At 71.1% G+C, this 23,237-nt stretch carries 16 protein-coding genes; 8 read left to right on the forward strand and 8 right to left on the reverse strand.

Annotated features, from left to right (window positions below; genetic code table 11):
* The first annotated feature begins 218 nt into the window (after positions 1 to 218).
* Together ACIGAQ_RS17525 and ACIGAQ_RS17530 are read left to right on the forward strand one after the other, a co-directional pair.
* Positions 219 to 3,926, forward strand: a complete 3,708-nt coding sequence (locus ACIGAQ_RS17525; RefSeq protein ID WP_399783685.1) for a DNRLRE domain-containing protein — start codon at positions 219 to 221, stop codon at positions 3,924 to 3,926.
* Positions 3,926 to 4,411 (forward strand): hypothetical protein, encoded by a 486-nt coding sequence (locus ACIGAQ_RS17530; RefSeq protein ID WP_399783688.1) that lies wholly within the window; start codon positions 3,926 to 3,928, stop codon positions 4,409 to 4,411. The genes ACIGAQ_RS17525 and ACIGAQ_RS17530 overlap by 1 nt, the downstream gene beginning before the upstream one ends.
* 57 nt (positions 4,412 to 4,468) lie before the next feature.
* Here the strand turns inward: ACIGAQ_RS17530 and ACIGAQ_RS17535 are convergent, their stop codons facing one another.
* A complete protein-coding gene (locus ACIGAQ_RS17535; protein ID WP_365740143.1) occupies positions 4,469 to 4,681 on the reverse strand; it encodes a DUF397 domain-containing protein in 213 nt (70 codons plus the stop codon).
* Positions 4,662 to 5,516, reverse strand: a complete 855-nt coding sequence (locus ACIGAQ_RS17540) for a helix-turn-helix transcriptional regulator (RefSeq protein ID WP_365740142.1) — start codon at positions 5,514 to 5,516, stop codon at positions 4,662 to 4,664. The genes ACIGAQ_RS17535 and ACIGAQ_RS17540 overlap by 20 nt, the downstream gene beginning before the upstream one ends.
* A gap of 158 nt (positions 5,517 to 5,674) precedes the next feature.
* On the opposite strand from ACIGAQ_RS17540, the gene ACIGAQ_RS17545 reads away from it, so the two are divergent.
* On the forward strand, positions 5,675 to 5,884 hold the full coding sequence (locus tag ACIGAQ_RS17545) for a hypothetical protein (protein ID WP_365740141.1): 210 nt from the start codon (positions 5,675 to 5,677) through the stop codon (positions 5,882 to 5,884).
* Positions 5,884 to 6,321 carry an ATP-binding protein gene (locus tag ACIGAQ_RS17550; RefSeq protein ID WP_399783692.1) on the forward strand — a complete coding sequence of 146 codons (438 nt, stop codon included), beginning with the start codon at positions 5,884 to 5,886 and terminating at the stop codon, positions 6,319 to 6,321. The genes ACIGAQ_RS17545 and ACIGAQ_RS17550 overlap by 1 nt, the downstream gene beginning before the upstream one ends.
* Positions 6,322 to 6,527: 206 nt before the next feature.
* Here the strand turns inward: ACIGAQ_RS17550 and ACIGAQ_RS17555 are convergent, their stop codons facing one another.
* Positions 6,528 to 8,357, reverse strand: a complete 1,830-nt coding sequence (locus ACIGAQ_RS17555) for a phosphoenolpyruvate carboxykinase (GTP) (RefSeq protein ID WP_362277466.1) — start codon at positions 8,355 to 8,357, stop codon at positions 6,528 to 6,530.
* A 328-nt stretch (positions 8,358 to 8,685) separates the two neighbouring features.
* On the opposite strand from ACIGAQ_RS17555, the gene ACIGAQ_RS17560 reads away from it, so the two are divergent.
* The 3 genes from ACIGAQ_RS17560 to ACIGAQ_RS17570 all read left to right on the forward strand — a co-directional run bounded on the left by ACIGAQ_RS17560 (position 8,686) and on the right by ACIGAQ_RS17570 (position 10,960).
* Positions 8,686 to 9,399 carry a hemolysin III family protein gene (locus ACIGAQ_RS17560; protein WP_399783695.1) on the forward strand — a complete coding sequence of 238 codons (714 nt, stop codon included), beginning with the start codon at positions 8,686 to 8,688 and terminating at the stop codon, positions 9,397 to 9,399.
* Between the two features lie 169 nt (positions 9,400 to 9,568).
* Positions 9,569 to 10,195, forward strand: coding sequence for a TetR family transcriptional regulator (locus tag ACIGAQ_RS17565; protein ID WP_362277464.1), 627 nt, complete (start codon positions 9,569 to 9,571; stop codon positions 10,193 to 10,195).
* A 33-nt stretch (positions 10,196 to 10,228) separates the two neighbouring features.
* The gene (locus ACIGAQ_RS17570) at positions 10,229 to 10,960 is read left to right on the forward strand and encodes a Mut7-C RNAse domain-containing protein (protein WP_399783698.1); all 732 of its coding nucleotides are present in this window, start codon (positions 10,229 to 10,231) and stop codon (positions 10,958 to 10,960) included.
* Between the two features lie 76 nt (positions 10,961 to 11,036).
* Here ACIGAQ_RS17570 and ACIGAQ_RS17575 read toward each other — a convergent pair whose 3' ends face one another.
* The 5 genes from ACIGAQ_RS17575 to ACIGAQ_RS17595 form a co-directional block, all read right to left on the reverse strand.
* Positions 11,037 to 13,442, reverse strand: a complete 2,406-nt coding sequence (locus tag ACIGAQ_RS17575) for a galactose oxidase-like domain-containing protein (RefSeq protein ID WP_399783701.1) — start codon at positions 13,440 to 13,442, stop codon at positions 11,037 to 11,039.
* Positions 13,439 to 14,632, reverse strand: coding sequence for a glycosyltransferase (locus ACIGAQ_RS17580; RefSeq protein WP_399783704.1), 1,194 nt, complete (start codon positions 14,630 to 14,632; stop codon positions 13,439 to 13,441). The genes ACIGAQ_RS17575 and ACIGAQ_RS17580 overlap by 4 nt, the downstream gene beginning before the upstream one ends.
* Positions 14,629 to 16,278, reverse strand: a complete 1,650-nt coding sequence (locus ACIGAQ_RS17585) for an ArnT family glycosyltransferase (RefSeq protein WP_399783707.1) — start codon at positions 16,276 to 16,278, stop codon at positions 14,629 to 14,631. The genes ACIGAQ_RS17580 and ACIGAQ_RS17585 overlap by 4 nt, the downstream gene beginning before the upstream one ends.
* A complete protein-coding gene (locus tag ACIGAQ_RS17590) occupies positions 16,275 to 17,558 on the reverse strand; it encodes a glycosyltransferase (RefSeq protein WP_399783710.1) in 1,284 nt (427 codons plus the stop codon). The genes ACIGAQ_RS17585 and ACIGAQ_RS17590 overlap by 4 nt, the downstream gene beginning before the upstream one ends.
* A gap of 147 nt (positions 17,559 to 17,705) precedes the next feature.
* The gene (locus tag ACIGAQ_RS17595) at positions 17,706 to 19,739 is read right to left on the reverse strand and encodes a thioredoxin domain-containing protein (protein ID WP_399783713.1); all 2,034 of its coding nucleotides are present in this window, start codon (positions 19,737 to 19,739) and stop codon (positions 17,706 to 17,708) included.
* 247 nt (positions 19,740 to 19,986) lie between these two features.
* On the opposite strand from ACIGAQ_RS17595, the gene ACIGAQ_RS17600 reads away from it, so the two are divergent.
* The gene (locus ACIGAQ_RS17600; protein ID WP_399783716.1) at positions 19,987 to 23,184 is read left to right on the forward strand and encodes a tetratricopeptide repeat protein; all 3,198 of its coding nucleotides are present in this window, start codon (positions 19,987 to 19,989) and stop codon (positions 23,182 to 23,184) included.
* Positions 23,185 to 23,237: the final 53 nt, after the last annotated feature.

The following is a 23,237-nucleotide window of genomic DNA, read 5'->3' on the forward strand; positions in this document are numbered from 1 at the left end:
AAGTGAAGAGACCTACCAGACCCGGGAGTTCGAGAACTCTCGGGGTCAGCGCATGCCTGATCGCAGGCATGCTGGCCGCGGGGCTGGGTGCCCCGGCACATCCCGCCGGTGCCACGGGATCGGCTGACACATCGCTGACGGCGTCGGGGGACGGCAGCGACGATGCGGCGGTCGGCGCGGCTCGCGTCCGGGCCGCGGCGCTCGGCAAGAGGGTGGAAGTGCCCGCCCTGCGCACGGAGAGTTCGACCGTCTACGTCAACCCCGACGGTTCGGTGACCGAGGAATCGTCCACCGGCCCGATCAGGGTCAAGGACGAAAAAGGCGCCTGGCGGAACGTGGACACCACGCTCGTGCTGCGTGACGGCGTGATCCAGCCCAAGCACGCCGCGGCGGACATCACGATCTCCGCCGGCGGCTCCGGCCCTCTCGCCCGGGTGAGTGAGGGCGGCAAGAGCCTGGGCATCGGCTGGCAAGGAGAGCTTCCCGAGCCCGTCCTCCAGGGCAACACCGCGACCTACGAGAACGTACAGCCGGGCGCCGACCTGGTGGTGTCCGCGCTGCCTGAGGGCTTCTCGCACCTCCTGGTGCTCAAGGAGCGGCCCACGGAGCAGGTGGAGCTGCGCATACCCGTGGCGGCGGAGGGCGTGAAGCTCCGTCAGACCAGTGACGAGCGCCTGCTCTGGGAGGGCAAGGACGGCGGGGACGTGGCCACCGCACCCGTTCCTGTCATGTGGGGAGCGGAGGAGCACGCCGGTTCGCGGGAACCGGAGGACGTCTCCGATGTCGCCGTGGCGGTCGAAGGCAGCGGGGACCGGCAGACTCTGGTGCTCAAGCCCGCCGAGTCGTTCCTCCAGGATCCGGACCTGCAGTATCCGGTGACAGTGGACCCGACCAACACGCTGCTCGGTCCGCTCACGGACACCTGGGTGCAGGACGCGGCGTACCCGTCGTCCCAGCGCGGCTCCACCGAGCTTAAGGCCGGCACGTACGACGGGAAGGAGAAGGCGCGCTCCTACCTCAAGTTCAACACGGACCGGTTCCTTGGCAAGCGGATCCTCGACGCCGATCTGCGGCTGTTCTCCCACTGGTCGTCCTCCTGTTCCACGGACAACGCCGGGGTCCAGGTCCGGCGGGTGACCTCCGACTGGGATCCTTCGGCGATCTCCTGGTCGGCCCAGCCCAGCACGACGGCCACGGCGGCCCCCGTGTCGAGGGCGGCGAAGGGCTACAGCGCGAGCTGCCCGGCCGGCCATGTGTCGTGGGACGTCGCAGGCATCGTTCAGGCGTGGGCGGACGGTCAGCCCGACTACGGGGTCCGTCTGGCTGCCGTCGACGAGACGGATCCGCTCACCTGGCGGCGCTACCGGTCCGCCAACTACGTGGACGGCTCGCACGACTCCGCGACCGAGCCCTCGCTGATCGTCACCTACAACGCGGCCCCGGCCGTGCCCGCGCAGCTGGGTGTGACCCCGCGCAAGTCGGAGTCCTCGCTGACGATCGGTTCGCTCACCCCGACCCTGCAGGCGAAGGTCGACGACAGCGACGCGGGGTCTGCGCTGATCACCGAGTTCGAACTGCAGCCTGACCCGGCCTACGCCGACACCACGTACACGTGGGCCGGGAAGACGGTGGAGTTCACACCGGGCACCGTCGCCACGACGCAGATTCCGACCGCCTCCGCCGTGCCGGACGGCAGCCATCTGAGAGTGCGGGCACGCACCAGTGACGGTACCGACACGTCGGCGTGGTCCGGCTGGACGACGTTCCTCGTCGATGCGAGCGCCGTACACCCCGCCGACCTGCCCGTTCGGCTGCAGGCCGGGGCGACCGACACCGCCTCCCCTGTGGTGACCGGTGTCGTCGGTTCACCCAACGGCGGCATGGTCGAAGCGCAGTTCCGGCTCGGCACCGCGAGCGGAACCCAGCTCCTGGGCACTCAGCTCGTGCCCAACGGCGCACGGGCCGGTTTCCAGATCCCCGCCGACAAGCTCACCGGGACCGGCCCGTTCGACTGGTCGATGAGGGCCTGCTTCGAGGGCAAGTGCTCCGCGTGGACGGAGAAGTCTGCGATTTCCGCGGGGTCCGGCACGCCGCCCGCCGAGACGGCCGCGTCCACGTCGGTGAGTGTTCCGCTCACCAAGGCCACCGTCTGCACCGACACGGCTGACTGTGTCGGTCAAACGGCAACGGCCCTGAAGGTCGGCAGCGTCTCGGGCAAGAACTGGCGAAGCCATCTGAAGGCCGATCTGTCGAAGGTTCCGGCCGGGGCCCGCATCACCAACGCCACGCTGCAACTGCAGTCCACCGCGACCACACCGGACCTCGCGGTGCACGCGCTCAACGCCGCCTGGGCCACCAGTGGGACCGGGGCAGAGCTGGACAGTGCCACCGCTCCTGGCGTCAACCTGGAGGCCACCGCGCCTTGGAAGATCGACGTCACCGGCCTGGTCACCGGGTGGACCGACGGTGCGAACGCCAACCACGGTCTCGTCCTGCGCAAGGCTGAAGGCGCGGCCGGCACGGCGGGCATCAGCTTCACCTCGGCCGCGCTCACCATCGAGTACGGTCCGGCCACGGCACCCTCACCACCCAGGGACCTGCGCGTCCAGCCCGGCGACCAGGGCGCAGTGGTGACCTGGAATCCGAGCCGGGACAGCGGTTACGACGACACGGAACTCACCTACGAGGTGTCCGCGATCGACTCCTCCGGTGCCGTGGCGGCCACGCGCAGCACGAGCGGCACGGACGTCGTGATCACCGGTCTCGGCAACGACACTCCCTACACCTTCCGGGTCAAGGCATCGAGCCCGTACGGCACCAGCACCGCGGTGACCAGCGATGCCGCCACGCCGGTGAAGGCCCCGCTGAGCACCGCCACCTACACTGCGGCGCTCGACGAGTACCTCAAGGCCGTCGCCGCTCTGACCACCGGTGCGCACAGCACGGCCGAGGCCGCGACGCAGGGCAAACCGCATGCCGCGAAGTACTCCTGGTTGCTGAAGGCCGAGGAGTTCTGGCTGCTCGACACCCGTAAGTCCCTGGAGGCCGACGGACTCGTCTACACGGCCATGACGTCGACGCTGTCGGATGTCCTGGTCCTCCCCTCCGCCGACGGATCGGTGGCCGTCCGGGCCACCGTGAACGAGCAGCGGACGCTCGCCGACAGCCCCGAGGAACCGGAGACCAACGAAACGTCCCTCCTCTACACGTTCTCCGGACAGGAGACGCCCGTACTGCGCGCCAAGCTCAACGCGCAGCAGTACGAGCAGCGACTGTCCAAGGGGGACGACGCCTTGGGAACCGTGACGTACGGCAGCGTGGAGAGCGATGTCTCGCCCACCGCGCTCACGCGACAGGTCCCCGACAGCCCTGCCGCGCTCGGCATGGCAACGGCACAGTTCGAAGCCTTCGGCAGCATCAGCCGCAGCGGCACGTCCGAGTGGGCGAAGAAGCACTGGAACTCCCGGCACGAGTACAGCCAGGACTGCACCAACTTCGTGTCCAAGGCGCTGTATCACGGCGGCGGCATGCGGATGAAGGGCGTGGGCAAGGACAAGAAGAGCACCAACTACTGGTGGCGTACCAAGCACTCGTCGCCACCGCACTCCGGCGGGGGGTTCTACTATCTGTGGTCCCACACGTGGACCGTCGCCGACAAGATGGAGACTTTCCTCTCCAAGCACAGCGCCGGCATCGTGAACACCGAGTCGAAGCAGAAAGAGGCCAAGGTCGGTGACGTGGTCTTCTTCAACTGGGGCGGCAAGGGCGGCTGGGACCACGCGGGCGTCGTCACCAAGATGAAGAACGGCAAGGCCTACGTGAGCGCCCACAACAACAACCGTCTGAACCAGCGCCTCGACACCTACGTCAACAGCCAGAGGGGAACGTGGGCGAACATCCACCGAGTCATTCCGGAGTGGTACTGATGCCCCGGACCGCGAAAGCGCAGTGGCTCATCGCCGTAGTCGTGGCTCTCTGTGTGGTCGTGGCCGCCCTGGTCTGGTGGTCGAAACGCGATGCGGAACCCTACGCCTTGCGGGACACCCCCGAGGTGCACCTGACGGTCCGGGCCGCCACGTCGACCTACCCCGAGGCCGAGGAGGTCGCGGGCGAGGCCGAACTGCTGCTCCAGGTCTACATCCAGCGCCTTCAGGACGGTGACGCCAAGGATCTGGCGGACATCGGTGCGCCGTGGTACACGGGCAGGGAGGCGGCCGCGCGGGACCTGATCTCCAAGTTCGGCGCCCAGGCCGGTCAGCCGGTGAAGGCCGTGGTCGCGGACCCCGTCACGCCGGGTCTGGCCAGTGTCGAACTCCGCTACGGAAGCGAAATCCGCCAGACACTCGACCTCACCCGCGACGACGGAGTGTGGTGGCTGGCCATCGGGAACGGCGACCCGGTGAATCCGTAGGGACAGCGGGCGCTCGGCTGGGGCATCTCAGCCGAGCGCCTCTGTGCCACCTGGCGGTCAAACGGCACGTGCCGACTTGAGGGACGTGACGAAGGACGTCCAGGCCGGGGCCGTGATGGTGAGGACCGGGCCGTGGGGGACCTTGGAGTCACGGACGGGGACGACGGCGGTGTGAGCGTCGCACACTTCGAGGCAGTTGCCGCCGTCGCCGTTGCTGTACGTGCTCTTGCGCCAGACCGCTGTGCTCAAGTCACGTGCGTTGTTCGCCATTTCGGTCATCCTCAGCCGCTTGCTCGATCAGGGCGAGGGACGCCTCCGGGGGCAGTGCGGCGGCCCTCAGCCGATCGTATGCCTTGCGGTACTGCTTCACGAGGGCCGGATCGTCGATGGTGTCCCCGCTGTACTGCGCCTCCGTGTAAACCAAGGGCGGGGCGTCCGGAAAGGTCATGACCATGGCCGAGCCCAGCATCAGCGGATACGCCCCGCAGTTCCACGGAAGGATCTGGGGAACGATCCGGCGGCGTCGCGCGAGTTCCGCGATGCGCTCCCACTGTTCGGCGCTCCGCTCCGGCGGCAGGATCGGCTGCCGCAGCAGCGACTCGGGCAGGATGACCCAGTACTCCGGGTTCTTGCGGTCGTCTTCGAACTGCCGCGCCCGCGCCAGCCTGGCGGTCACCTTCTCCTCCACCTCCTCGTCCGGAGCCAGAGGGTGGGCAGAGCGAGTGACCGCCCGCGCATACGCCTCCGTCTGCAACAACCCCGGCACCAGCGTCGGGCACCACTCCTCGATGGTCTCCGCGTGCTGCTCCGCCTCCAGCACCCGCTCGAAGTAGCTCGCATGCCCCCGCCGCTTCGCCCGCCGCACGTCCTCGCACCGCCGTCGGAAGAAGCCGTCCGTGCCGAGCACCCGGTCCACGTGTTCGGCGAGTTCCGCCGGCATCCGGCGGGTGCCGCGCTCGATCTCGCTGAGGTGGCTCGGGCCGTAGAAGCTGCCCTCGACGAGTTGCTGGAGGGTCAGGCCCGCCTCCTCCCGCTTCCAGCGCAACTCACTGCCGTAGAAGGTCGGGACGCCCGTCGAACCGTCGATGTCCTTGCGCTGACCCATCGTTCACCGTCCTTGGTGTGCCGTTACCGCGCGCTACCAGCCCCTTGGCCACCCAAGCGCAGGTCAGGAGCGGGATGCCGAGGGGCTGTCACGGTACGGCGGTCGGCGTCACAGTGTGAAAAGTTCGTCACTCAGCGCACTGGAAGGTGTGAACCCCCATGCACAGCCCTGCCGAAGCGGAAGCCGATGCCTGCGTCGAGGACCTGCGTGTCGCGCTCGCCGCGCACGGCATCACCCTGCCGTCCCTCGGAGTCGACCTTCCGTCCTTCGCCTCCCGCTGCCCCACCCGGCCGCTGATCGCGCTCGGCCACTGCAATCTCCTCACCGCCAAGGCCCTGGCCGCCGCCCTGCGCAAGGGTGCGGTGTGATGCGGCCGGTGGTGACGCTCGAACTGCTCGCGACCCCCGCCGAGGTGTCCGCCGTGCGGCGGGCCCTGCGACCGCTCGGCATCGACGTGCAGCTCTGCGCGAGCGAGCTGGTCACGAACGTCATCCGGCATGTCGGGGAGGGTGCGCCCGTGACGGTACGGGTGTGGGAGGAGGAGGGCGGACGCGTCCGGGTCGGGGTGACCGATCCCGATCCCCGGGCCCTGCCCGTCCTGGTCGCGGCGGCCGGGGCCGAGGCGGAGTCCGGCCGCGGGCTGGCGCTGCTCGACGCGCTGGCCCTGCGGTGGGGCGTGGAGCAGGAGGCCGGCCGCAAGACGGTGTGGTGCGAGCTGCTCGTCCCCGTTGCGGAAACGCCCGAGCGCCCCGGCCGACGCGGGGCGTCGGCCGGGGCGCTCGGTCCTTCATCGGCACGTTCGTGAGCCCGCGGAGCGGGCCGCGCCGAAGCGGGCGGGAGAGGGCCGGTCGCCGCTGGGTTTCCGTCGGGGCGGACGGAGGACGCGGTGACCGGCCCCGAACCCCGCACGCCGTTGTGCGGGCCCCGCCAGTCGGTTCCGCGGCCGGCCGTGACGATGTTGCTGGTCAGGGCACTGTCGGTTCCAGCCGGCCGCGGAGTTCAGGGGTGGGTTCAGCCCAGGCGCTCCACCAGGGCGCGGTACTCGTCCCACAGTTCCTTCGGGGTGTGGTCGCCGAAGGTGTTGAGGTGCTCGGGGACCAGGGCGGCCTCCTCGCGCCAGACCTCCTTGTCGACCGTGAGCAGGAAGTCGAGGTCGGACTCGGCGAGCTCCAGGCCGTCCGTGTCGAGGGCCTCCTTGGTCGGCAGCACGCCGATGGGGGTCTCGACGCCCTCGGCCTTGCCCTCCAGACGCTCCACGATCCACTTCAGGACGCGGGAGTTCTCGCCGAAGCCGGGCCAGACGAACTTGCCCTCGTCGTCCTTGCGGAACCAGTTGACGTAGTAGATCTTCGGCAGCTTGGACTGGTCCTTGTCCTTGGCCACGTCGATCCAGTGGGCCATGTAGTCGCCCATGTTGTAGCCGCAGAAGGGCAGCATCGCGAAGGGGTCGCGGCGCAGCTCGCCGACCTTGCCCTCGGCGGCGGCGGTCTTCTCGGAGGCCACGTTGGCGCCGAGGAAGACACCGTGGTTCCAGTCGAAGGACTCCGTCACCAGCGGCACGGCGGTGGCGCGGCGGCCGCCGAAGAGGATCGCGGAGATCGGCACGCCCTTGGGGTCCTCCCACTCCGGCGCGATGATCGGGCACTGCGAGGCCGGGACGGTGAAGCGGGCGTTGGGGTGGGCGGCCGGGGTGCCGGACTCGGGCGTCCAGTCGTTGCCCTTCCAGTCCGTCAGGTGGGCCGGGGTCTCCTCCGTCATGCCCTCCCACCACACGTCGTTGTCGTCGGTGAGGGCGACGTTGGTGAAGACGGAGTTGCCCCACAGCGTCTTCATCGCGTTGGCGTTGGTGTGCTCGCCGGTGCCGGGCGCGACGCCGAAGAAGCCGGCCTCGGGGTTGATGGCGTAGAGACGGCCGTCCTCGCCGAAGCGCATCCAGGCGATGTCGTCGCCGATGGTCTCGACCGTCCAGCCGGGGATGGTCGGCTCCAGCATGGCGAGGTTGGTCTTGCCGCAGGCGCTCGGGAAGGCGGCCGCGACGTACTTGGCCTCGCCGCGCGGCGGGGTCAGCTTGAGGACGAGCATGTGCTCGGCCAGCCAGCCCTCGTCCCGGGCCATGACGGAGGCGATGCGCAGGGCGTAGCACTTCTTGCCGAGCAGGGCGTTGCCGCCGTAGCCGGAGCCGTAGGACCAGATTTCGCGGTCCTCGGGGAAGTGGGAGATGTACTTGGTCTGGTTGCAGGGCCAGGGGACGTCCTCCTGGCCGGGCTCCAGCGGGGCGCCCAGGGTGTGCACGGCCTTGACGAAGAACCCGTCGGAGCCGAGTTCGTCGAGGACGGCCTGGCCCATGCGCGTCATGGTGCGCATGGAGACGGCGACGTAGGCCGAGTCGGTGATCTCGACGCCGAGCGCGGACAGCGGCGAGCCGAGCGGGCCCATGCAGAAGGGCACGACGTACATGGTCCGGCCGCGCATCGAGCCGCGGAACAGACCGCCCTGGCCCCCGGCGCCCTGGAAGATCTCCCGCATCTCGGCGGGGGCCTTCCAGTGGTTGGTCGGGCCCGCGTCCTCCTCCTTCTCGGAGCAGATGAACGTCCGGTCCTCGACGCGCGCGACGTCGGTCGGGTCGGAGGCCGCGTAGTAGGAGTGGGGGCGCTTGATCGGGTCGAGCTTCCGGAAGGTGCCCTTCCGGACGAGCTCCTCGCACAGTCGCTCGTACTCGGCCTCGGATCCGTCACACCAGACCACGTTGTCCGGCTGCGTCAGTTCTGCGATCTCGTTGACCCACGAGATCAGCCCCTGATGTGTGGTGGGGACGGTGGGAGCCGCGATGTCGCGCGCCACGATTGCTCCTAAATGAGGGATTTTTTTGATGTGGAGGCCCCGTGGGGGCTGCGACCCGGATGCTTCACGGTGTGACTTGGGCGCTCATCCGGTGCCGACCGCACTCATTTGATCATCCGATGGAAGCGCCCATCTGTCCAGAGGAGCGCACAGGTGAGCAACGTGAGGATCGCCACGGTTTCTCGGCGGCGCTTTGCGTGCACGTTGCGTTCACCTGACCGTCCGTTTGCGTGACCATCGTTCGGCCAGGGTGAGAGGATGGCCACTCTTCGTCGCCCAATGAGCGCGACTGATACGTCACTTACGGTTCCGTAGCTACCATTCGGCCATGACTGCGTTCGTCCCCGACGCGCCCTCGGATTCGCCGGCCGGCGGCAGCGGTCCGCAGGCGCTCTCCCTGCCGCACCCTGTGAAGCCCAAGCTCCGCGGGTGGCTGCACCTCGGCATGTTCCCGGCCGCCCTCGTCGCGGGCCTGGTCCTGACCGCCCTGGCCGACTCGACCAGAGGACGCATCGCCTGTGGCATCTACGCCCTGACAGCCTGCCTGCTGTTCGGCGTGAGCGCGCTGTACCACCGGGGCAACTGGAGCCCCCGCATGGACGGTGTGCTGCGCCGTCTGGACCACGCCAACATCTTCCTGATCATCGCCGGCACCTACACGCCGCTGGCCATGCTGCTCCTGCCCGGCGCCCAGGGCGAGTGGCTGCTGTGGGGCATCTGGGCCGCCGCGGCGGCCGGCATCCTCTTCCGCGTCTTCTGGGTCGGCGCCCCGCGCTGGCTGTACACGCCCTGTTACATCGCGATGGGCTGGGCGGCCGTCTTCTACCTGCCGGACTTCATGCGCACCGGCGGGATCGCGGTCCTCGTCCTGGTCATCGTCGGCGGCCTGCTCTACAGCGCGGGCGGCATCATCTACGGCCTCAAGCGCCCGAACCCGTCACCGCGCTGGTTCGGCTTCCACGAGGTGTTCCACTCCTTCACGCTGGCGGCCTTCATCGCGCACTACGTGGGCATCTCGCTGGTGGCGTACCAGCACGGGTGACCCGCCCCTCCCCCCTCCCCTCCGGGCCACGGCTTCCGAGCCGTGGCCCTTCTGGTTGACAGCTCCTCCCTATCGATCAGCTCTGCCTTTTGACAGTTACTCGCAGTAATCCCGCCTGTCGGCGTCCTGCCGCCGCCCCGCCCCGAGCCGATGCCGGACAATGACCTTCATGACGGCCGCACGTACCGCTCCCGCCGACCGCCCCCAGCCGGGGCTCCGGGAGCGGAAGAAGATCAAGACCCGCCAGGCGATCCGCACCGCGACCTACGCGCTGGTCGAGGAGCGGGGCTACGACGCCACGACGGTCGAGCAGATCGCCGAGCGTGCCGAGGTGTCGCCGTCTACGGTCTTCCGTTACTTCCCCACCAAGGAAGACATCGTCATCACCGACGAGTGGGACCCGGTGATGCTGGCGGAGCTGCGGGCCCGGCCCGAGGACGAGTCGTGGGCCGCCGTCCTGCGGCACGTGATCCGCACGGCCCTCGACCTGAGCCTCGCCGAGGAGCCCGAGGTGCTGCGGCTGCGGACCCGGCTCGGGGTCGAGGTCCCGGCCGTGCGCGCCCGGATGACGGAGAGCATGGCGGCGACCGGCCGGCTGCTGCGCGAGGCCCTCGCCGAGCGCTCCGGCCTCGACCCGGACGGCCTGGAGCTCCGGGTCTTCGCCATGTCCGTCATCGGAGGCCTGATGGAGGCCTCCCACTACTGGGCCGAGACCGGCCACCGCGACGACATCCGGGTCCTCGTCGACCGCGCCCTGGACGTCCTGGAGCACGGCCTGCCGACCGGAAAACCCTGAGGTCCGTGGCCCGCACCGTGGCATCCTGACCGGGTGAACGGTCCCGAGATCCACGTCGAGTTCGCCCCCGAGCTGCACATCTTCGTCCCCCGGGCCCGGCGGGACGGCACCGTGCGGGCCGCCACCGACGGCGTCTCCAGCCTCGGCCATGTCATCGAGTCGCTGGGGGTGCCGCTGACCGAGGTCGGCGCGCTGCTGGTGGACGGCCGGGACGTGCCGGTCTCGCACGTCCCCGCGGCCGGGGAGTCGGTGACGGTACGGACCGTCGCACGCCCCCAGCGGGTCCCGGGCGCTCCCCTGCGGTTCCTCCTCGACGTCCACCTCGGGACGCTGGCCCGCCGGCTGCGCCTGCTGGGCGTGGACACGGCGTACGAGTCGACCGACATCGGCGACCCCGCCCTCGCGGCGCGTTCGGCGGCCGAGCGGCGGGTCATGCTGAGCCGCGACCGGGGGCTGCTGCGGCGCCGGGAGCTGTGGGCCGGGGCGTTCGTCTACAGCACGCGCCCCGAGGAGCAGCTGCGGGAGGTGCTGGAGCGGTTCCGGCCCGAGCTGCTGCCCTGGACGCGCTGCACCGCCTGCAACGGGCTGCTCCGCGAGGCGACCAAGGACGAGGTCGCCGATCAGCTGAAGCACGGCACGCACGCGACGTACGACGTGTTCGCGCAGTGCACTGCGTGCGGCCGGGCGTACTGGCGGGGTGCGCATCACGAGCAGTTGGAGGCCATCGTGCGGGAGGCCGTCACGCTGTGCTCCGAGGGCCGTTGAGGGTGTGCGCGGTGGGGAACTGCGGGACCGTCGTGGCCGGTCGCGCAGTTCCCCGCGCCCCTGAAGGGGCGCCTTCCTAGCGCCTGGCCGTGTCTCCCCTGCCGCAGGCGATCCCGTCCCTGTTCCTGTCCAGGCCCAGGGGGTCGTCCTTCCCGTTGACCTTCAGGCGGCCGTAGTCGTTGGTCTTGAGCCACTCGCAGCGGGCCGCCGTCGTCTTCTTCACCTCCGCCGGGAAGTCCGTCGGCACGCAGACGTTGATCGAGCCGTAGTGCCGGTCGCAGCCGGAGATCGTCGGGCTGACCTTCTGCGACGTGCGCTTCTTGCCGGGCCTGGCGACCTTGCCCGCGGGCGCGTCCGCGAAGTCGTGGACGTGGGCCGAGGCGTCCGTCGCCTTCAGGGTCTGCGGGCCCTGGAGGTGCACCCACTTCGCCACGGACGGCACGCCGTTGGCGTCGACCGCGAAGAGCATGTACCAGCCGGGCGGGGCCAGGTTGGGGTTGCTCGTCACGTTGAGGTCGATGTTGTTGCCGTCGACCGACAGCGGCAGGTCCACGAACCGCTGGTTCGGGTCGGAGGAGTGCGTGACGGCGGCCGGGCGGATCAGCTCGGCCTTGGCGATGGGCCGGTCGACGGTGATGCGCTGGGTGTCGCCGTAGGTCCACTCGGTGTCGATGACCGACGTGATCTGCGGACGCGGGCCCTTGAACAGGTAGGGCGGGCTGTAGACCGACACGTCGTGGTTCCAGGAGCCGTTGCCCGGGTTGTCGCCGGTGGTCATCACGCGGCCGTCGGGCAGCAGGAACGCCGAGGAGTGGTAGCCGCGCGCCTCGGGGTCGACGGCGACCGGGTCGAACGTCTCCGTCGCCGGGTCGAAGACCGACGTCTCGTAGACCGGGTTGGCGCGGTTGTGCAGGGCGCCGCCCGTCTCCAGCACCTTGCCGTCGGGCAGGAGCACGGCGGAGACGTACATCTTGCCCTGGTTCCCGGTCTGCGGGACGGGCCCGTTGCCCAGGTCGACCGTGCCCTGCGGGATCGGCGGCCCGGCCACGTACGACGGGTTGGGCTGCTTGAGGTCGATGATGTCGGTCAGGCGGTTGGCCTCCGGGTTGGAGTCGATGTTGCCGCCGCCGAGGGTGAGGACCTTCTGGTCCTGCGCCGGGGGCAGCAGCACGCTGGCCGACTGGTCCCGCTCGTCCTTGCTCTGCAGGCCCGGGACCTGGGTGATGGTGTTGGCGCCGTAGTCGTAGATGGCCGAGCCGGTGCCGGGGATGTTGTTGCCGAAGACGTGGCTGCCCGAGTAGAAGAGGCGGCCGTCCTGCATGAGGATCATCGACGGGTACAGGCCCCAGTACGACCAGGTCTGGTTGACCTTCCACAGCGGCTGCCACTGCTGCTCGGCCTCGGAGAACAGCTCGGCGGCGACCGAGCCGGTGGAGTCCTCGCGCAGACCGCCGAAGGAGATGACGTCACCGTTGCCGAGGATCGTGGCCGACGGGTACCAGTGGCCGTCGTTCATGTCGTTGGTCCTGGTGTAGGTCTCGGTCTCCGGGTCGAAGACGTACGAGTCCTTGTAGCCCTGGTAGCCGACCCGGCCGTCCGCCGTCGGGTAGCCCTTGTTGCCGGACATCACCAGCACGCGGCCGTCCTGGAGCTGGACGTGCCCGGCGCAGAACATGTCCTTCGGCGTGGGGATGATCTTGTAGGAGCCGTTCGCCGGGTCGTAGACCGCCGAGGTGAAGGTGCCCGCCTCGAACATCGACTCGTCGTTGCCGGAGCCCGCGATCAGCAGCACCTTGCCGTTGTGCAGGACGACGGAGTGCATGGAGCGGACCGGGTTCTGCGTGGGCAGCACGTCCCACTTGCCGTTCGCGCACTGCTCGGCCGTGCCGGTGCACTCCGGCGGCAGCACCGGATCGGGAACCTGGTCCATGGTGTAGTCGTCGGTGGTGGCCGAGCCGGTGCCGTAGACCGAGACGCCCCAGGAGATGCGGTCGGTGCCGGCCGGGACCTCGGGGGTGCGGACCGTCGCCTCGGTCCAGCTGCCCGCCAGGTCCAGGGTCTTGAGGTCGGTCCAGTACTGCCAGCCGGCCGTGGTGTCGTGCCGGAACAACGTGATCGCCGCGTCGGGCGTGGTCGTCTTGTACCAGAGGCCGAGGTCGTACTGCTTGCCCGGCGTCACCACGGGCGCGCACGCGGCGGACTCGGTGATCAGCGCCTTGCGGTCGCCGTCGACGCGACGGGTCAGCTCGACCTTCATCGCCTTGGAACCGGTGTGCGCGTCGGCGGTGGTGGTGAAGGTGAAGTCGTTGTCGCCCCAGCCGGACTTCTCCCAGCAGTAGGGCATGTCGCCGGCGCCGGCGGTCTCGAAGCCGGGGTTCTTGATGAGGTTGGCGGCGGAGGCGGGCTGGGGTGCGGTCAGCAGCAGGCCCGAGGTGAGGCCCGCCACGGACAGCAGTGCGGTCGTTCTGCGACGAAGGTTCACACGGCTCTCCTTGCGGTGCGGCCGCCGCGCGCGGACTCCTCACGGGCCCGGCGCGGCAGGTAGACCAGCGCTTCGGTCGCCACGAAGCGCAGGACGAACGTCGTCACCAGCGCGAGCGCGGTGGCGGACAGCACGCCCAGGTGCAGCTGGTGCACGAACAGGGCGATCAGCGGGATGCGCAGCACCAGATCGGCGTTGGCGAGCAGCGCGAACCGCCCGGCCCGGTCCCACCAGCGCCGGTGCCGGCGCCGCTCGCGGAACAGCAGGTGCTCGATGAGCACGAAGTTCCAGGCGACACCGAGCTGGTTGGCGAGGACCTCCGCCGGTACGTAGTGCATGCCGAGCGCGGTCAGCGCCCACAGGCCGAGCAGGTTCGGCACGAACCCGGTCAGCCCGATCAGGCCGAAGCCCACCATCCGCGCGACGGGTGAGGCGGCGCGCAGCCCGGCCAGGTGGCGCAGGAAGCGCATCCCCTCCTGCGCGGTCGACTTCGACTCCCCCGCGAACCGGTCCTGGAAGACGAACGGCACCTCGGTGACCGTGCGCGGGCGGCTGCGGACGGCGAGTTCGAGGAGGATCTTGTAGCCGAGCGGCTGGAGGACCTCGGCGGTGACCGCGCTGCGGCGGATCGCGAAGAAGCCGCTCATCGGGTCGCTGATGCCGTGCAGCCGGCGCGGGAAGAGCGCCTTGGTCAGCCAGGTCGCCCCGCGGGAGACGGCCACCCGGTAGCTGCCCGCGAGCCCGGCCCGGCTGCCGCCCTTGATGTACCGGGAGGCGACGACCAGCCCCGCGCCCGCGCGTTCGCCGGTGGCGACCAGGTCGGGCACGAGGGACGGCGGGTGCTGGCAGTCGCCGTCCATGACGACGATCCAGTCGGAGGTGGCCGCCTTCAGCCCCTCGACGACCGCTCCCCCGAGGCCGCCCACCGCCTCCTCGCGGTGCAGCACGGTCACCGGGAACGGGCAGTCCTGCGCCGCCTTCTCGATGACCTGGGGCGTGTCGTCGGTGGAGTCGTCGACGAAGAGGACCTCGCAGGGCAGCCGGGCCGGCACGGCCTCGGTGATCTGGCGCAGCAACTGCCGTACGTTGGCAGACTCGTTGAACGTCGGGACGACGATGGTGACGGCGCCCGGCTCGGGGATCTCGGCGGTCTCGACCACCTCGCCGGGGACGGTGTACTCCTGGCTCATCGCGCGCCTCCGGCGGTGGTCTGGATCTGGCGGATCTCGATGCGGTCCTCGCCGGTGCCGAAGGTGGCGACCGGTTCGGAGTGCTCCATGGCGGCCTTGACGTTGGGCAGGTCGGCCGCGTCCCGCCGTACGGTCGGCGAGGCGACGACGTAGTCCAGGTCCTTCCAGCCGCGCGGCATCGTCTTCGTCACCGCCGGGTCCAGGTCGGCCTTGTAGAACCAGATGACGCCGAGCCCGGGCCGGTAGCCCTGGTGCACCAGGTCGAGCCAGAGCGCGTCGTCGACCAGCACCCGGGTGCGTTCCGGGTGTTCGACCTCCGTGGCGAGCCACTTCGAGGCGGCCTTGTAGGGGGCGTTGGCGTCGGTGGTGACGGCGGTGCGGGCGCCGTCGTACCAGTGCGGCAGGACGTAGGCGCCGGCGGCCAGGGCGAGGACCGTGGCGAGCGCGTACCGGCCCACGCTGACGTAGCGTTTCTCCGCCTCGGAGCGCCAGCGGCTGAGCACCGCGTGGGCGACGGAGGCGGTTCCTCCGGCGAGGACCAGCGCCAGGAACGGCAGGGCCTGGATGACGTACATCGCGGGCAGGTAGCCGTTCGGGCGCAGGGCCAGCGCGGCGAGGATCGCCACGGCCAGGGCCGGTCCGGCCAGGGCGCGGGCGGTGACCGACCAGCGCCAGGTGACGAGCAGCAGCAGGGCGCCCGCGAGGCCGCCGAGGGGCAGGATCCTGTCGTAGTACAGCCACGACTGGAGCACGCCCCAGGAGCCGGAGCCCTGGTCCAGGATGAAGCCCGAACCGGGCCGGGTCATCTGGTACTTGACGCCGTCCCAGAGGGAGACGTGCCCGGCGCCCGGCAGCAGCTCGCCCTTGAGCAGGGCGAACAGCGGGTAGGAGAAGCCGATCAGGGCGCAGGCCGTGACGGCGCCGGTGAGGGCGAACTTGCGGGTGTCGCGGTGGCTGTGGCGCCACATGGTGAGGAAGAGGGCGGGCAGGACGACGAGCATCGTCTCCTTGGTGAGGACGGCCGTGGCGGCCGCGATCCCCGCGCCGAAGTGGTGCCACAGGTGGCGGCTCGGGGAGGCGGCCAGCGTGAAGGCCAGCAGCGTCCACATCACCGCGAGGTTGTCGAGGAAGATCTCCCGCTGGAGGACGACCGACAGCGGCGACAGGCCGAAGAAGGCCATGCCGAGGGCCGCGGCCCAGCGGGGCAGGGCGAGCCGGCGGCCCAGCACGTAGACGAGGACCGCGCTGATGCCGCTGATCACCAGCATGGCGGCGCGCATGGTGCCCACCGTCATCGACTCGGGGCTGATCAGCGCGGGGATCCAGGTCAGGACGGCGATCTGGATCCAGCCCAGCGGCGGGTGGTCGTACCAGTAGGTGTAGTGGGCCAGGCCGTTGCCCTGCTGGACCGACCAGGCCTGGGCGAGGTAGGTGCCCTCGTCGTCGCTGAGGGCGGGGTAGTCGGCGATGTTCCAGCCCTGCACGACGAGGATCGCCAGGAGCAGGACACCGCACAGGAGCAGGTCGGGGCGCGAGGAGCGCAGCCGGCTCGGCGGTTCGGCGCGCCGGTGGCTGCCGGTGCCGGACACAGGTCTGCGCTGCGCGGGGACCTTCGGAGTGGTCACCGCGGGAAGGGTGGAGGTCACGCGGGAACGTCCTCTCGGGTCACGTCCTGCCGGGACACGGCGCTGTCGTCGAGGTGCGCGCCGACGTGGGTCGTCAGCTCCCAGTCGTTGCGGCCGCGCTGCTCGCGCCAGACGGCACGCACGGCCGCCCCGGCGAGCAGCACCTGGTAGAAGGGGCCGCCCACGATCAGCTTCAGGTAGTGCACGAACCGGACGCGCAGCCCGTACTGCTTGCCGAAGTCGTGCAGTCCGACGATCTCGAAGACGAAGGTGACCAGGGCGGTGACGGCCGGCAGGAAGGTGATGAAGGCGATGCCGACGGGCACGTCCAGGAAGAGCGCGATCGCCACGTTGAGCGGGATGATCAGGCCGGTGAAGGCCTGCATGAACGGCGTCATCAGGGTGTAGCGGGCGAGCAGCCGCTGCCCGAGGGTGGGCAGCTGCTTCCAGTCCTTCTTCCGGTACACCTGGAGGAAGCCCTGGTTCCAGCGGGTGCGCTGTTTCAGCAGGGACATCAGCGAGCCCGGGGTCTCCTCGCGGGTCACCATGTCGGAGTCGTAGGCGACGACGACCTTCTTGCCGACGCTGGACAGGCGCACACCGAGGTCGCAGTCCTCGGCGAGGCAGTTCGGGTCCCAGCCGCCGGCTTCCCGCAGGACGCCGGTGCGGACGAAGACCGTGTTGCCGCCAAGCGGAATGAAACCTTTCTGCGCGTGCAGGTGGAGCCGCGAGCGGAACCAGAAGAAGTACTCCAGGCAGTTGCGCAGGCTGTACCAGCTGGAGTGGAAGTTGATCAGCTGCACCCCGCCCTGGACGACGTCGGCGCCGGTGGTGCGGAAGGCGTGGTCGACGTGCGCGAGGAGCTCGGGGTGGACCTGGTCCTCCGCGTCGAAGACGCCCACGACGTCACCGCGGCAGTGCGGCAGGGCCGTGTTCATGGCCTTCGGCTTGTTCTTCTTCTCGTGGGTGTCGACCACGACGCGGACCCGGTGGTCACGCGCGGCGGCCTGCTCGGCCACGGCGGTGGTCTCCGGGTCGTCGTGCCCGACGATCACGATGATCTCGAAGTCGGTGTGGCACGACTCCAGCAGGCGCTGGATCGTGTGATCCAGCACCGCCTGTTCGTGCCGGGCGGGCAGCAGCAGCGAGAAGGAGACGTGCTCGTCCCCGTCCGGACTGCTGAACCGCGTCGAGGCGAGCACTTCCGGCGTGCGCCAGGCGTGCATCTGCCACCACAGCGTGAACGCCGCCATCCAGAACAGCGCCAGTGAGACGGCAGCGATGAAGACAGACGTCAGCAAACAGATCCCCCCAGATCCCAGAGCCCCCGTGTCGTGACGGTGTGCCGGTGCGGCCCCTCCCGTCACGTCACTGTGCAGAGATTAGGGGGGAACTGTGAAGCCTGGGGGCTGTTCAGATAAAGAGCTTGTTTCCGTTGATTCCCGACTTCAGTCGCTCAGCACCGCACGCAACCGTTCAACCTCCGTTGTCGGCGCGTCACATGTGAAGTTACGGCAGACATAGGCCGCCGGTTCACCGCCGACCAGCGGACGGTCGCTGAGCAGCGGGAACTCGTCCCCGTCCGGGGCGCCGACGGCGACGACGGCGCCCGGCGCGGTGCCCAGGAGCGCCGTGCGGTGCAGGGTCCTCGTGGACTTGTCGTCCAACGACGGCCCGACGATCGCGACCTCGCGCGGCCCGTCCAGTACGGCCTCCGCGACGGCCAGGCCCCAGCCGATGAAGCGGGGCACGCGCGGCCCGAGCGCCTTGACGACGCCCAGGGCCCGCTCCGCGGCCGTGCGGTGCGGCGCGGAGCCGGTGTGCGCGGCGTAGCTCAGCAGCGCACCGGCCGCGGCGGTCCAGCCGGAGGGGGCGGCGTTGTCGGTCGGGTCCTGCGGACGGCGGATCAGCCGCTCGGCGTCGGCCGCGGTGTCGAACATCGCGCCGGTCTCGGGGTCGGTGAAGCGCGCCAGGACGTGATCGAGCAGGAACCCGGCGAACTCCAGCCACACCCCTTCCCCGGTGACCGAGGCGAGCGCGAGGAAGCCCTCCGCCACGTCCGCGTAGTCCTCCAGGACACCGGCGTTGGCACCCGCGTGGCCGTCCTTGCTGGTGCGGGTCAGACGGGCCTGCTCGTCCAGGTGCAGCCGGACGAGGAGATCCGCGGTGGCCTGGGCGGCCTCCACGAGGTCGGGCCGGTCGAAGTAGGCGCCCGTCTCGGCCAGCGCGGCGATCGCGAGGCCGTTCCAGGCGGCGACGACCTTGTCGTCCCGGCCGGGTGCCGGGCGCTCCGAGCGGGCCGCCAGCAGGCGCTCGCGGATCGACGTGATCTTCTCCGCGTCGAACAGGCCGTCCTGGAGGGGAAGCTGGAGGACGGACCGGCCGTGCTCGAACGTGCCCTCCTCGGTGACGCCGAAGTACCGGGCGGCGAGTTCGGCGTCCTGCTCCCCCAGCACCTCCCGCAGCTGCGCGGGCGTCCACACGTAGTACGCGCCCTCGACGTGCTTCCCGGTGCCGTCGTCGCTGTCGGCGTCCAGCGCGGAGGCGAAACCGCCCTCGCCCGTGCGCAGTTCGCGCACCATGAAGTCGGCCGTCTCCAGGGCCACCCGGCGGGCGAGTTCCGAACCGGTGACCCGCCAGAGGTGAGCGTAGACCCGGCACAGCAGGGCGTTGTCGTACAGCATCTTCTCGAAGTGCGGCACGACCCAGTCACGGTCGACCGAGTAGCGGGCGAAGCCGCCGCCGAGCTGGTCGTAGATGCCGCCGCGGGCCATGCGTTCGCAGGTGTCGGCCGCCATCTGCAGGGCGCCCTCGGCGCCCGTGCGGGCGTGGTGGCGCAGCAGGAACTCCAGCACCATCGACGGCGGGAACTTCGGCGCCCCGCCGAATCCGCCGCGCTGCGGGTCGTACTCGCGGGTGAGCGCGAGCAGGGCCTGCGCGAGCTCCTGCTCGCCGGGGGTCTGCGCGTCGCCGTAGGAGATCTCCCGGCCGGCCAGGTCGCGGACGATCTTCCCGGCGACCTCGGTGACCTCGTCGCGCCGCTCCTCCCAGGCCTGCCGGACGCCCTGGAGCACCTGGCGGAAGGAGGGCATGCCCTGGCGGGGCGCGGGCGGGAAGTAGGTGCCGAAGTAGAACGGCTCGGCGTCCGCGGTGAGGAACACGGTCATGGGCCAGCCGCCGTGCCCGGTCGCCGCCTGCACCGCCTCCATGTACACGGCGTCGACGTCCGGCCGCTCCTCGCGGTCGACCTTCACGCTGACGTAGTGGGCGTTGAGGTACTCGGCGGTCTCCTGGTCCTCGAAGGACTCGTGTGCCATGACGTGACACCAGTGACAGCTGCTGTAGCCGATGCTGAGCAGCACGGGCACGTTCCGCTTGCGGGCCTCCTCGAAGGCCTCGGCCGACCAGGGCCACCAGTCGACGGGGTTGTCGGCGTGCTGAAGGAGGTAGGGGGACGTCTCGTGCGCCAGTCGGTTCGGCATGGTTCCCATCCTGCCGCAGTACCCCTTCCCGCACGCGTCAGGCGTCGCACGGCCGCCGTTCCCGCCGCACGGCCGCCGGGCACGCCCCACGCCAACGGCCCTCTTTCTTCACATCATCGGGCCGGGCACGCCCCCTCGCCCCGATGCGCCGTCCACCGCACACTTGACCAAGGAAGCGACCGAGACAGCGCGCGGGGAACGGCCGGGCACGGCCGGGACCGCCGCTGCCGCCGGAGGGGGACGTGACATGCGGGACGGTCATCGGGCGGAGGCCGAACGGCTGTTGGCGCGGGCCGTGGAGGAGGAGGTGCGCCGCTCGGGCGGGCGCAGCGACGGGAAGGCGCTGCTGGCCCGGGCCCGCGGGGCGCTGGACGCGATGGCACAGAGCGCGGCCGAGGAGTACGAGGCCTACACGCGCGCCCTGGACGAGGTGGCGGCCGGGCAGCTGACCTTCGGGCAGCGCTACGCCCGGGAGGGAGCCGGGACACCGCTGCTGGTGGCCGGGGTCGCCGCGGTGGCGGCCGTCGTCGCCGACATGGCCCTCGGCACCGGCACCGGTACGGCCCTGGGCGCCGGGGTGACCGTGGGGGTGGCGGGCGCCGCCGCGACCGTCGTGAAGGTGGCCGGCTCGCATCTGCCGGCCGCGCACCACCGCGCCGGGGCCGCCGGCCAGCCCGGCGGCCCCGAACAGCTGCGCCTGCAGTGGCTGACGGCACTGGAGGTGCGGGGCATCCGCCCGTTCCTGGACCAGCAGCGCGTCCTGGCCGCCTCGACGGGGCCCAAGAAGACCGGGCCGCGGCTGCGGGGCGCCGACAAGAGCGCGGCGGCGCGCGGACGCAGCGTGCTGGAGCAGTCCTTCGCGCAGCTGCCGGAACCGGCCCGGCCGTTCGCCGGGCGGCGGCAGGAGCTGGCGCAGATCCGGCAGTGGGTCCAGGCCGCCCGCGCGAGCACGGACACGCAGCCCACCGTCGTCGTCCTGCACGGTCCGCCCGGCAGCGGCCGCACGGCCCTGGCGGTGCACGCCACGCACGATCTGCGGGACCACTTCCGCGGCGCCTGCGTCGTCGACCTGCGCGCCGACAGCCCCGGCGAGTCCCCGCTGTCCACCCGCGACGCCCTGCTGCACCTGCTCAACCGGCTCGGGGCGCCCCGCGAGCAGCTGCTGTTCCGCGAGCGCTCCTCCCCCGACCAGCAGGTCAAGCGGCTGAGCGAGCTCTACCACCAGCATCTGACCGGCCTGCCGGTCACGGTCGTCCTCGACGACGCCGCGGACGCCGGGCAGATCCGCGCCCTGATACCGGAGCGGTCCGACAGCCTGGTGCTGGTGACCGCCCGCGGCACGCTGGACCTGGACGGCCTGCCCGCGCGGGTGCACCGGCTGGCCGTGGAGCCGCTGGACGCGGCCGGGGCCGAGGAACTGCTGGGCGCGACGGCGCAGGACCGCTCCGGGCCGTACGACGCCGAGTCCGCCGACCGCATCCGGCGGCTGTGCGGCGGGCTGCCGCTGGCGCTGCGCATCGCCGGTTCCTGCCTCGGCCCGCGCTCCCCGCGCGCCCTGGCCACCGACCTCGACGCCTACGGCCCGGTCGAACCGGTGGAGCGCGCCCTGTGGCTGCGCTACACCGACCAGACGGAGCCCGTACGGCGGCTGCTGCGCCGGCTGGCCCTGGCCGGCCGGGCCTCGCTCGGTGCCGCGGCGGCCGCCGCGCTGCTGGCCACCGACGAGGCGGAGGCCGAGCGCCATCTGCGGGCCCTGACCCGCGCCGGCCTGATCGACCACGTGCGCGGCGACCGCTACCGCCTGCACGACCTGGTCCGCGCCTTCGCCCAGGCCCGCCTGCTGGACGAGGAGGACCCGGCCGAGCGCACGGCGGCGCAGGAACGGCTGATCGTGAACTACGCCGAGCTGGCCGACTCGGTGCTGCGCATGGTCGACGGCAACATGTCGACCCGCACCAACCGCTTCAGCCCCTACGGCTTCACCTCGCTCGACGAGGCGCTGCGCTGGCTGGACGACGAGTCAAGCTTCATCACGGCGGCCCTGCGGCACGCCGAGGGCGTGAACCAGGCGGCGGTGCTGAACCTGCTGGGCGCCCTGTGCGACTACTGCCTGCTGCGCGGCGACCTCTACCGCCTGGGTGAGATCAGCGAACTCGCCCAGGCCGTGGACGAGGGCCTGCTGGTCCGCTCGGTGCAGTGGCGCACCGGCATCGCGGCCCGGCAGCTGGGCGAGCTGGACAAGGCCCGCACGACCCTCACCTCGGTCGTCGACCTCTATCGGGAGGCCCACCACGACGCCGGGGCCGCCCGCGCCCTGTGCTCCCTCGGCATCACCCTGCACCACCAGGGCAACCTCACGGAGGCCTCGGCCAAGCTCCGCGAGGCCCTGGCCCTGCAGTCCTCGCCCGAGCTGGCGACGGACCGGGCGTGGACGATGCACGCCCTCGCGGCGGTGGAGCGGGACCGGGCCCGGCTGGGCGAGGCGCTGGAGCTGCTGACCGAGTCCCTGGTCCTGCACCGCGCGGGCGAGTCCGTGCACGGCCAGGCCTGGGCGCACTTCCAGCTCGGTCAGCTCGCGCTGCGCCTGGGCGACGTGCCGCGCGCCGAGTCCGAGCTGCGCGCGGCCCTCGACCTGTACGGCCGCACCCGGGACGCGCGTGGTGAGGCCTGGGCGCTGACCCAGCTGGCCCGGGCCCTGCTGGTGGCCGGCGACGCCTCCCCGGCCGTGGAGGAGCTGCGCGGCGCGGCCGCCCGGCACCGGGACAACGAGGACGCGCGCGGTGAGGCCTGGACGCTCTACTACCTCGGCCAGGCCCTGGAGGAGACGGGCAGCCTCGACCAGGCGGTCCGCGAACTGGAACGGGCCCGCACGATGTTCTCCCGCATGCGGGACGTCTACGGCCTGGCCTGCGCCCGCCACCACTCGGCCCGCGTCACCCGCGACCAGCGCGCGGCGCAGACCGGCTCGCTGCGCAACTCCGGCTTCGCCCGCCAGCTCCTGGTCGACGCCCGCGCCGACTTCCAGCGCATCGGCGTCGCCCACGGCGAGGCGTGGACGTGCCTGGAACTGGCGGTGGTGGACGCGGGCAACGCCCGCACCTCGCAGGCCCTGGCCCTGTGCGACGAGGCGGCGGCCCTCTTCACGTCCTACGGCGACCGCCGCGGCGAGGACTGGGCCCGCTTCCTGCGCTGCACCCTCCTGCCCTACGCGGCCCCCGGCGGCGTCGAGGTCGGCACGGCGGTGGCCCAGCAGGAACTGGCCGAGCTCTCCCGCGCCACCCACCCCCTGCGCGACGAGAAACTCGACGACCTCGCCGAGGCCTGGGCGCTGCTGCTGGAACGCGGCGTGAGCCTGGAGGCGGGCTGGCAGGCCTGGCGCCTGGGCATGACCCCCAGCCGGCACGCGCGGGAGGTGATGGGGGTGGCGGTGGAGACCAGGGCGTAGGCCCGGGCCCGGGGCCGGCTGGGGCCCGGTCCGGGGACGCCACGACACCCGCC

This window comes from Streptomyces sp. NPDC085932 (assembly GCF_044540525.1).
In the GTDB taxonomy this organism is placed as follows: domain Bacteria; phylum Actinomycetota; class Actinomycetes; order Streptomycetales; family Streptomycetaceae; genus Streptomyces; species Streptomyces levis.

Bases quoted from the DNA above. Each gene is read 5' to 3' on its own strand.
- ACIGAQ_RS17540 (WP_365740142.1), bottom strand. From the start codon at position 5,516: ATGGGTCAGCGCAAGGACATCGACGGTTCGACGGGCGTCCCGACCTTC.
- ACIGAQ_RS17560 (WP_399783695.1), top strand. From the start codon at position 8,686: ATGACTGCGTTCGTCCCCGACGCGCCCTCGGATTCGCCGGCCGGCGGC.
- ACIGAQ_RS17595 (WP_399783713.1), bottom strand. From the start codon at position 19,739: ATGCCGAACCGACTGGCGCACGAGACGTCCCCCTACCTCCTTCAGCAC.
- ACIGAQ_RS17565 (WP_362277464.1), top strand. From the start codon at position 9,569: ATGACGGCCGCACGTACCGCTCCCGCCGACCGCCCCCAGCCGGGGCTC.
- ACIGAQ_RS17580 (WP_399783704.1), bottom strand. From the start codon at position 14,632: ATGAGCCAGGAGTACACCGTCCCCGGCGAGGTGGTCGAGACCGCCGAG.
- ACIGAQ_RS17545 (WP_365740141.1), top strand. From the start codon at position 5,675: ATGCACAGCCCTGCCGAAGCGGAAGCCGATGCCTGCGTCGAGGACCTG.
- ACIGAQ_RS17535 (WP_365740143.1), bottom strand. From the start codon at position 4,681: ATGGCGAACAACGCACGTGACTTGAGCACAGCGGTCTGGCGCAAGAGC.
- ACIGAQ_RS17550 (WP_399783692.1), top strand. From the start codon at position 5,884: ATGCGGCCGGTGGTGACGCTCGAACTGCTCGCGACCCCCGCCGAGGTG.
- ACIGAQ_RS17530 (WP_399783688.1), top strand. From the start codon at position 3,926: ATGCCCCGGACCGCGAAAGCGCAGTGGCTCATCGCCGTAGTCGTGGCT.
- ACIGAQ_RS17600 (WP_399783716.1), top strand. From the start codon at position 19,987: ATGCGGGACGGTCATCGGGCGGAGGCCGAACGGCTGTTGGCGCGGGCC.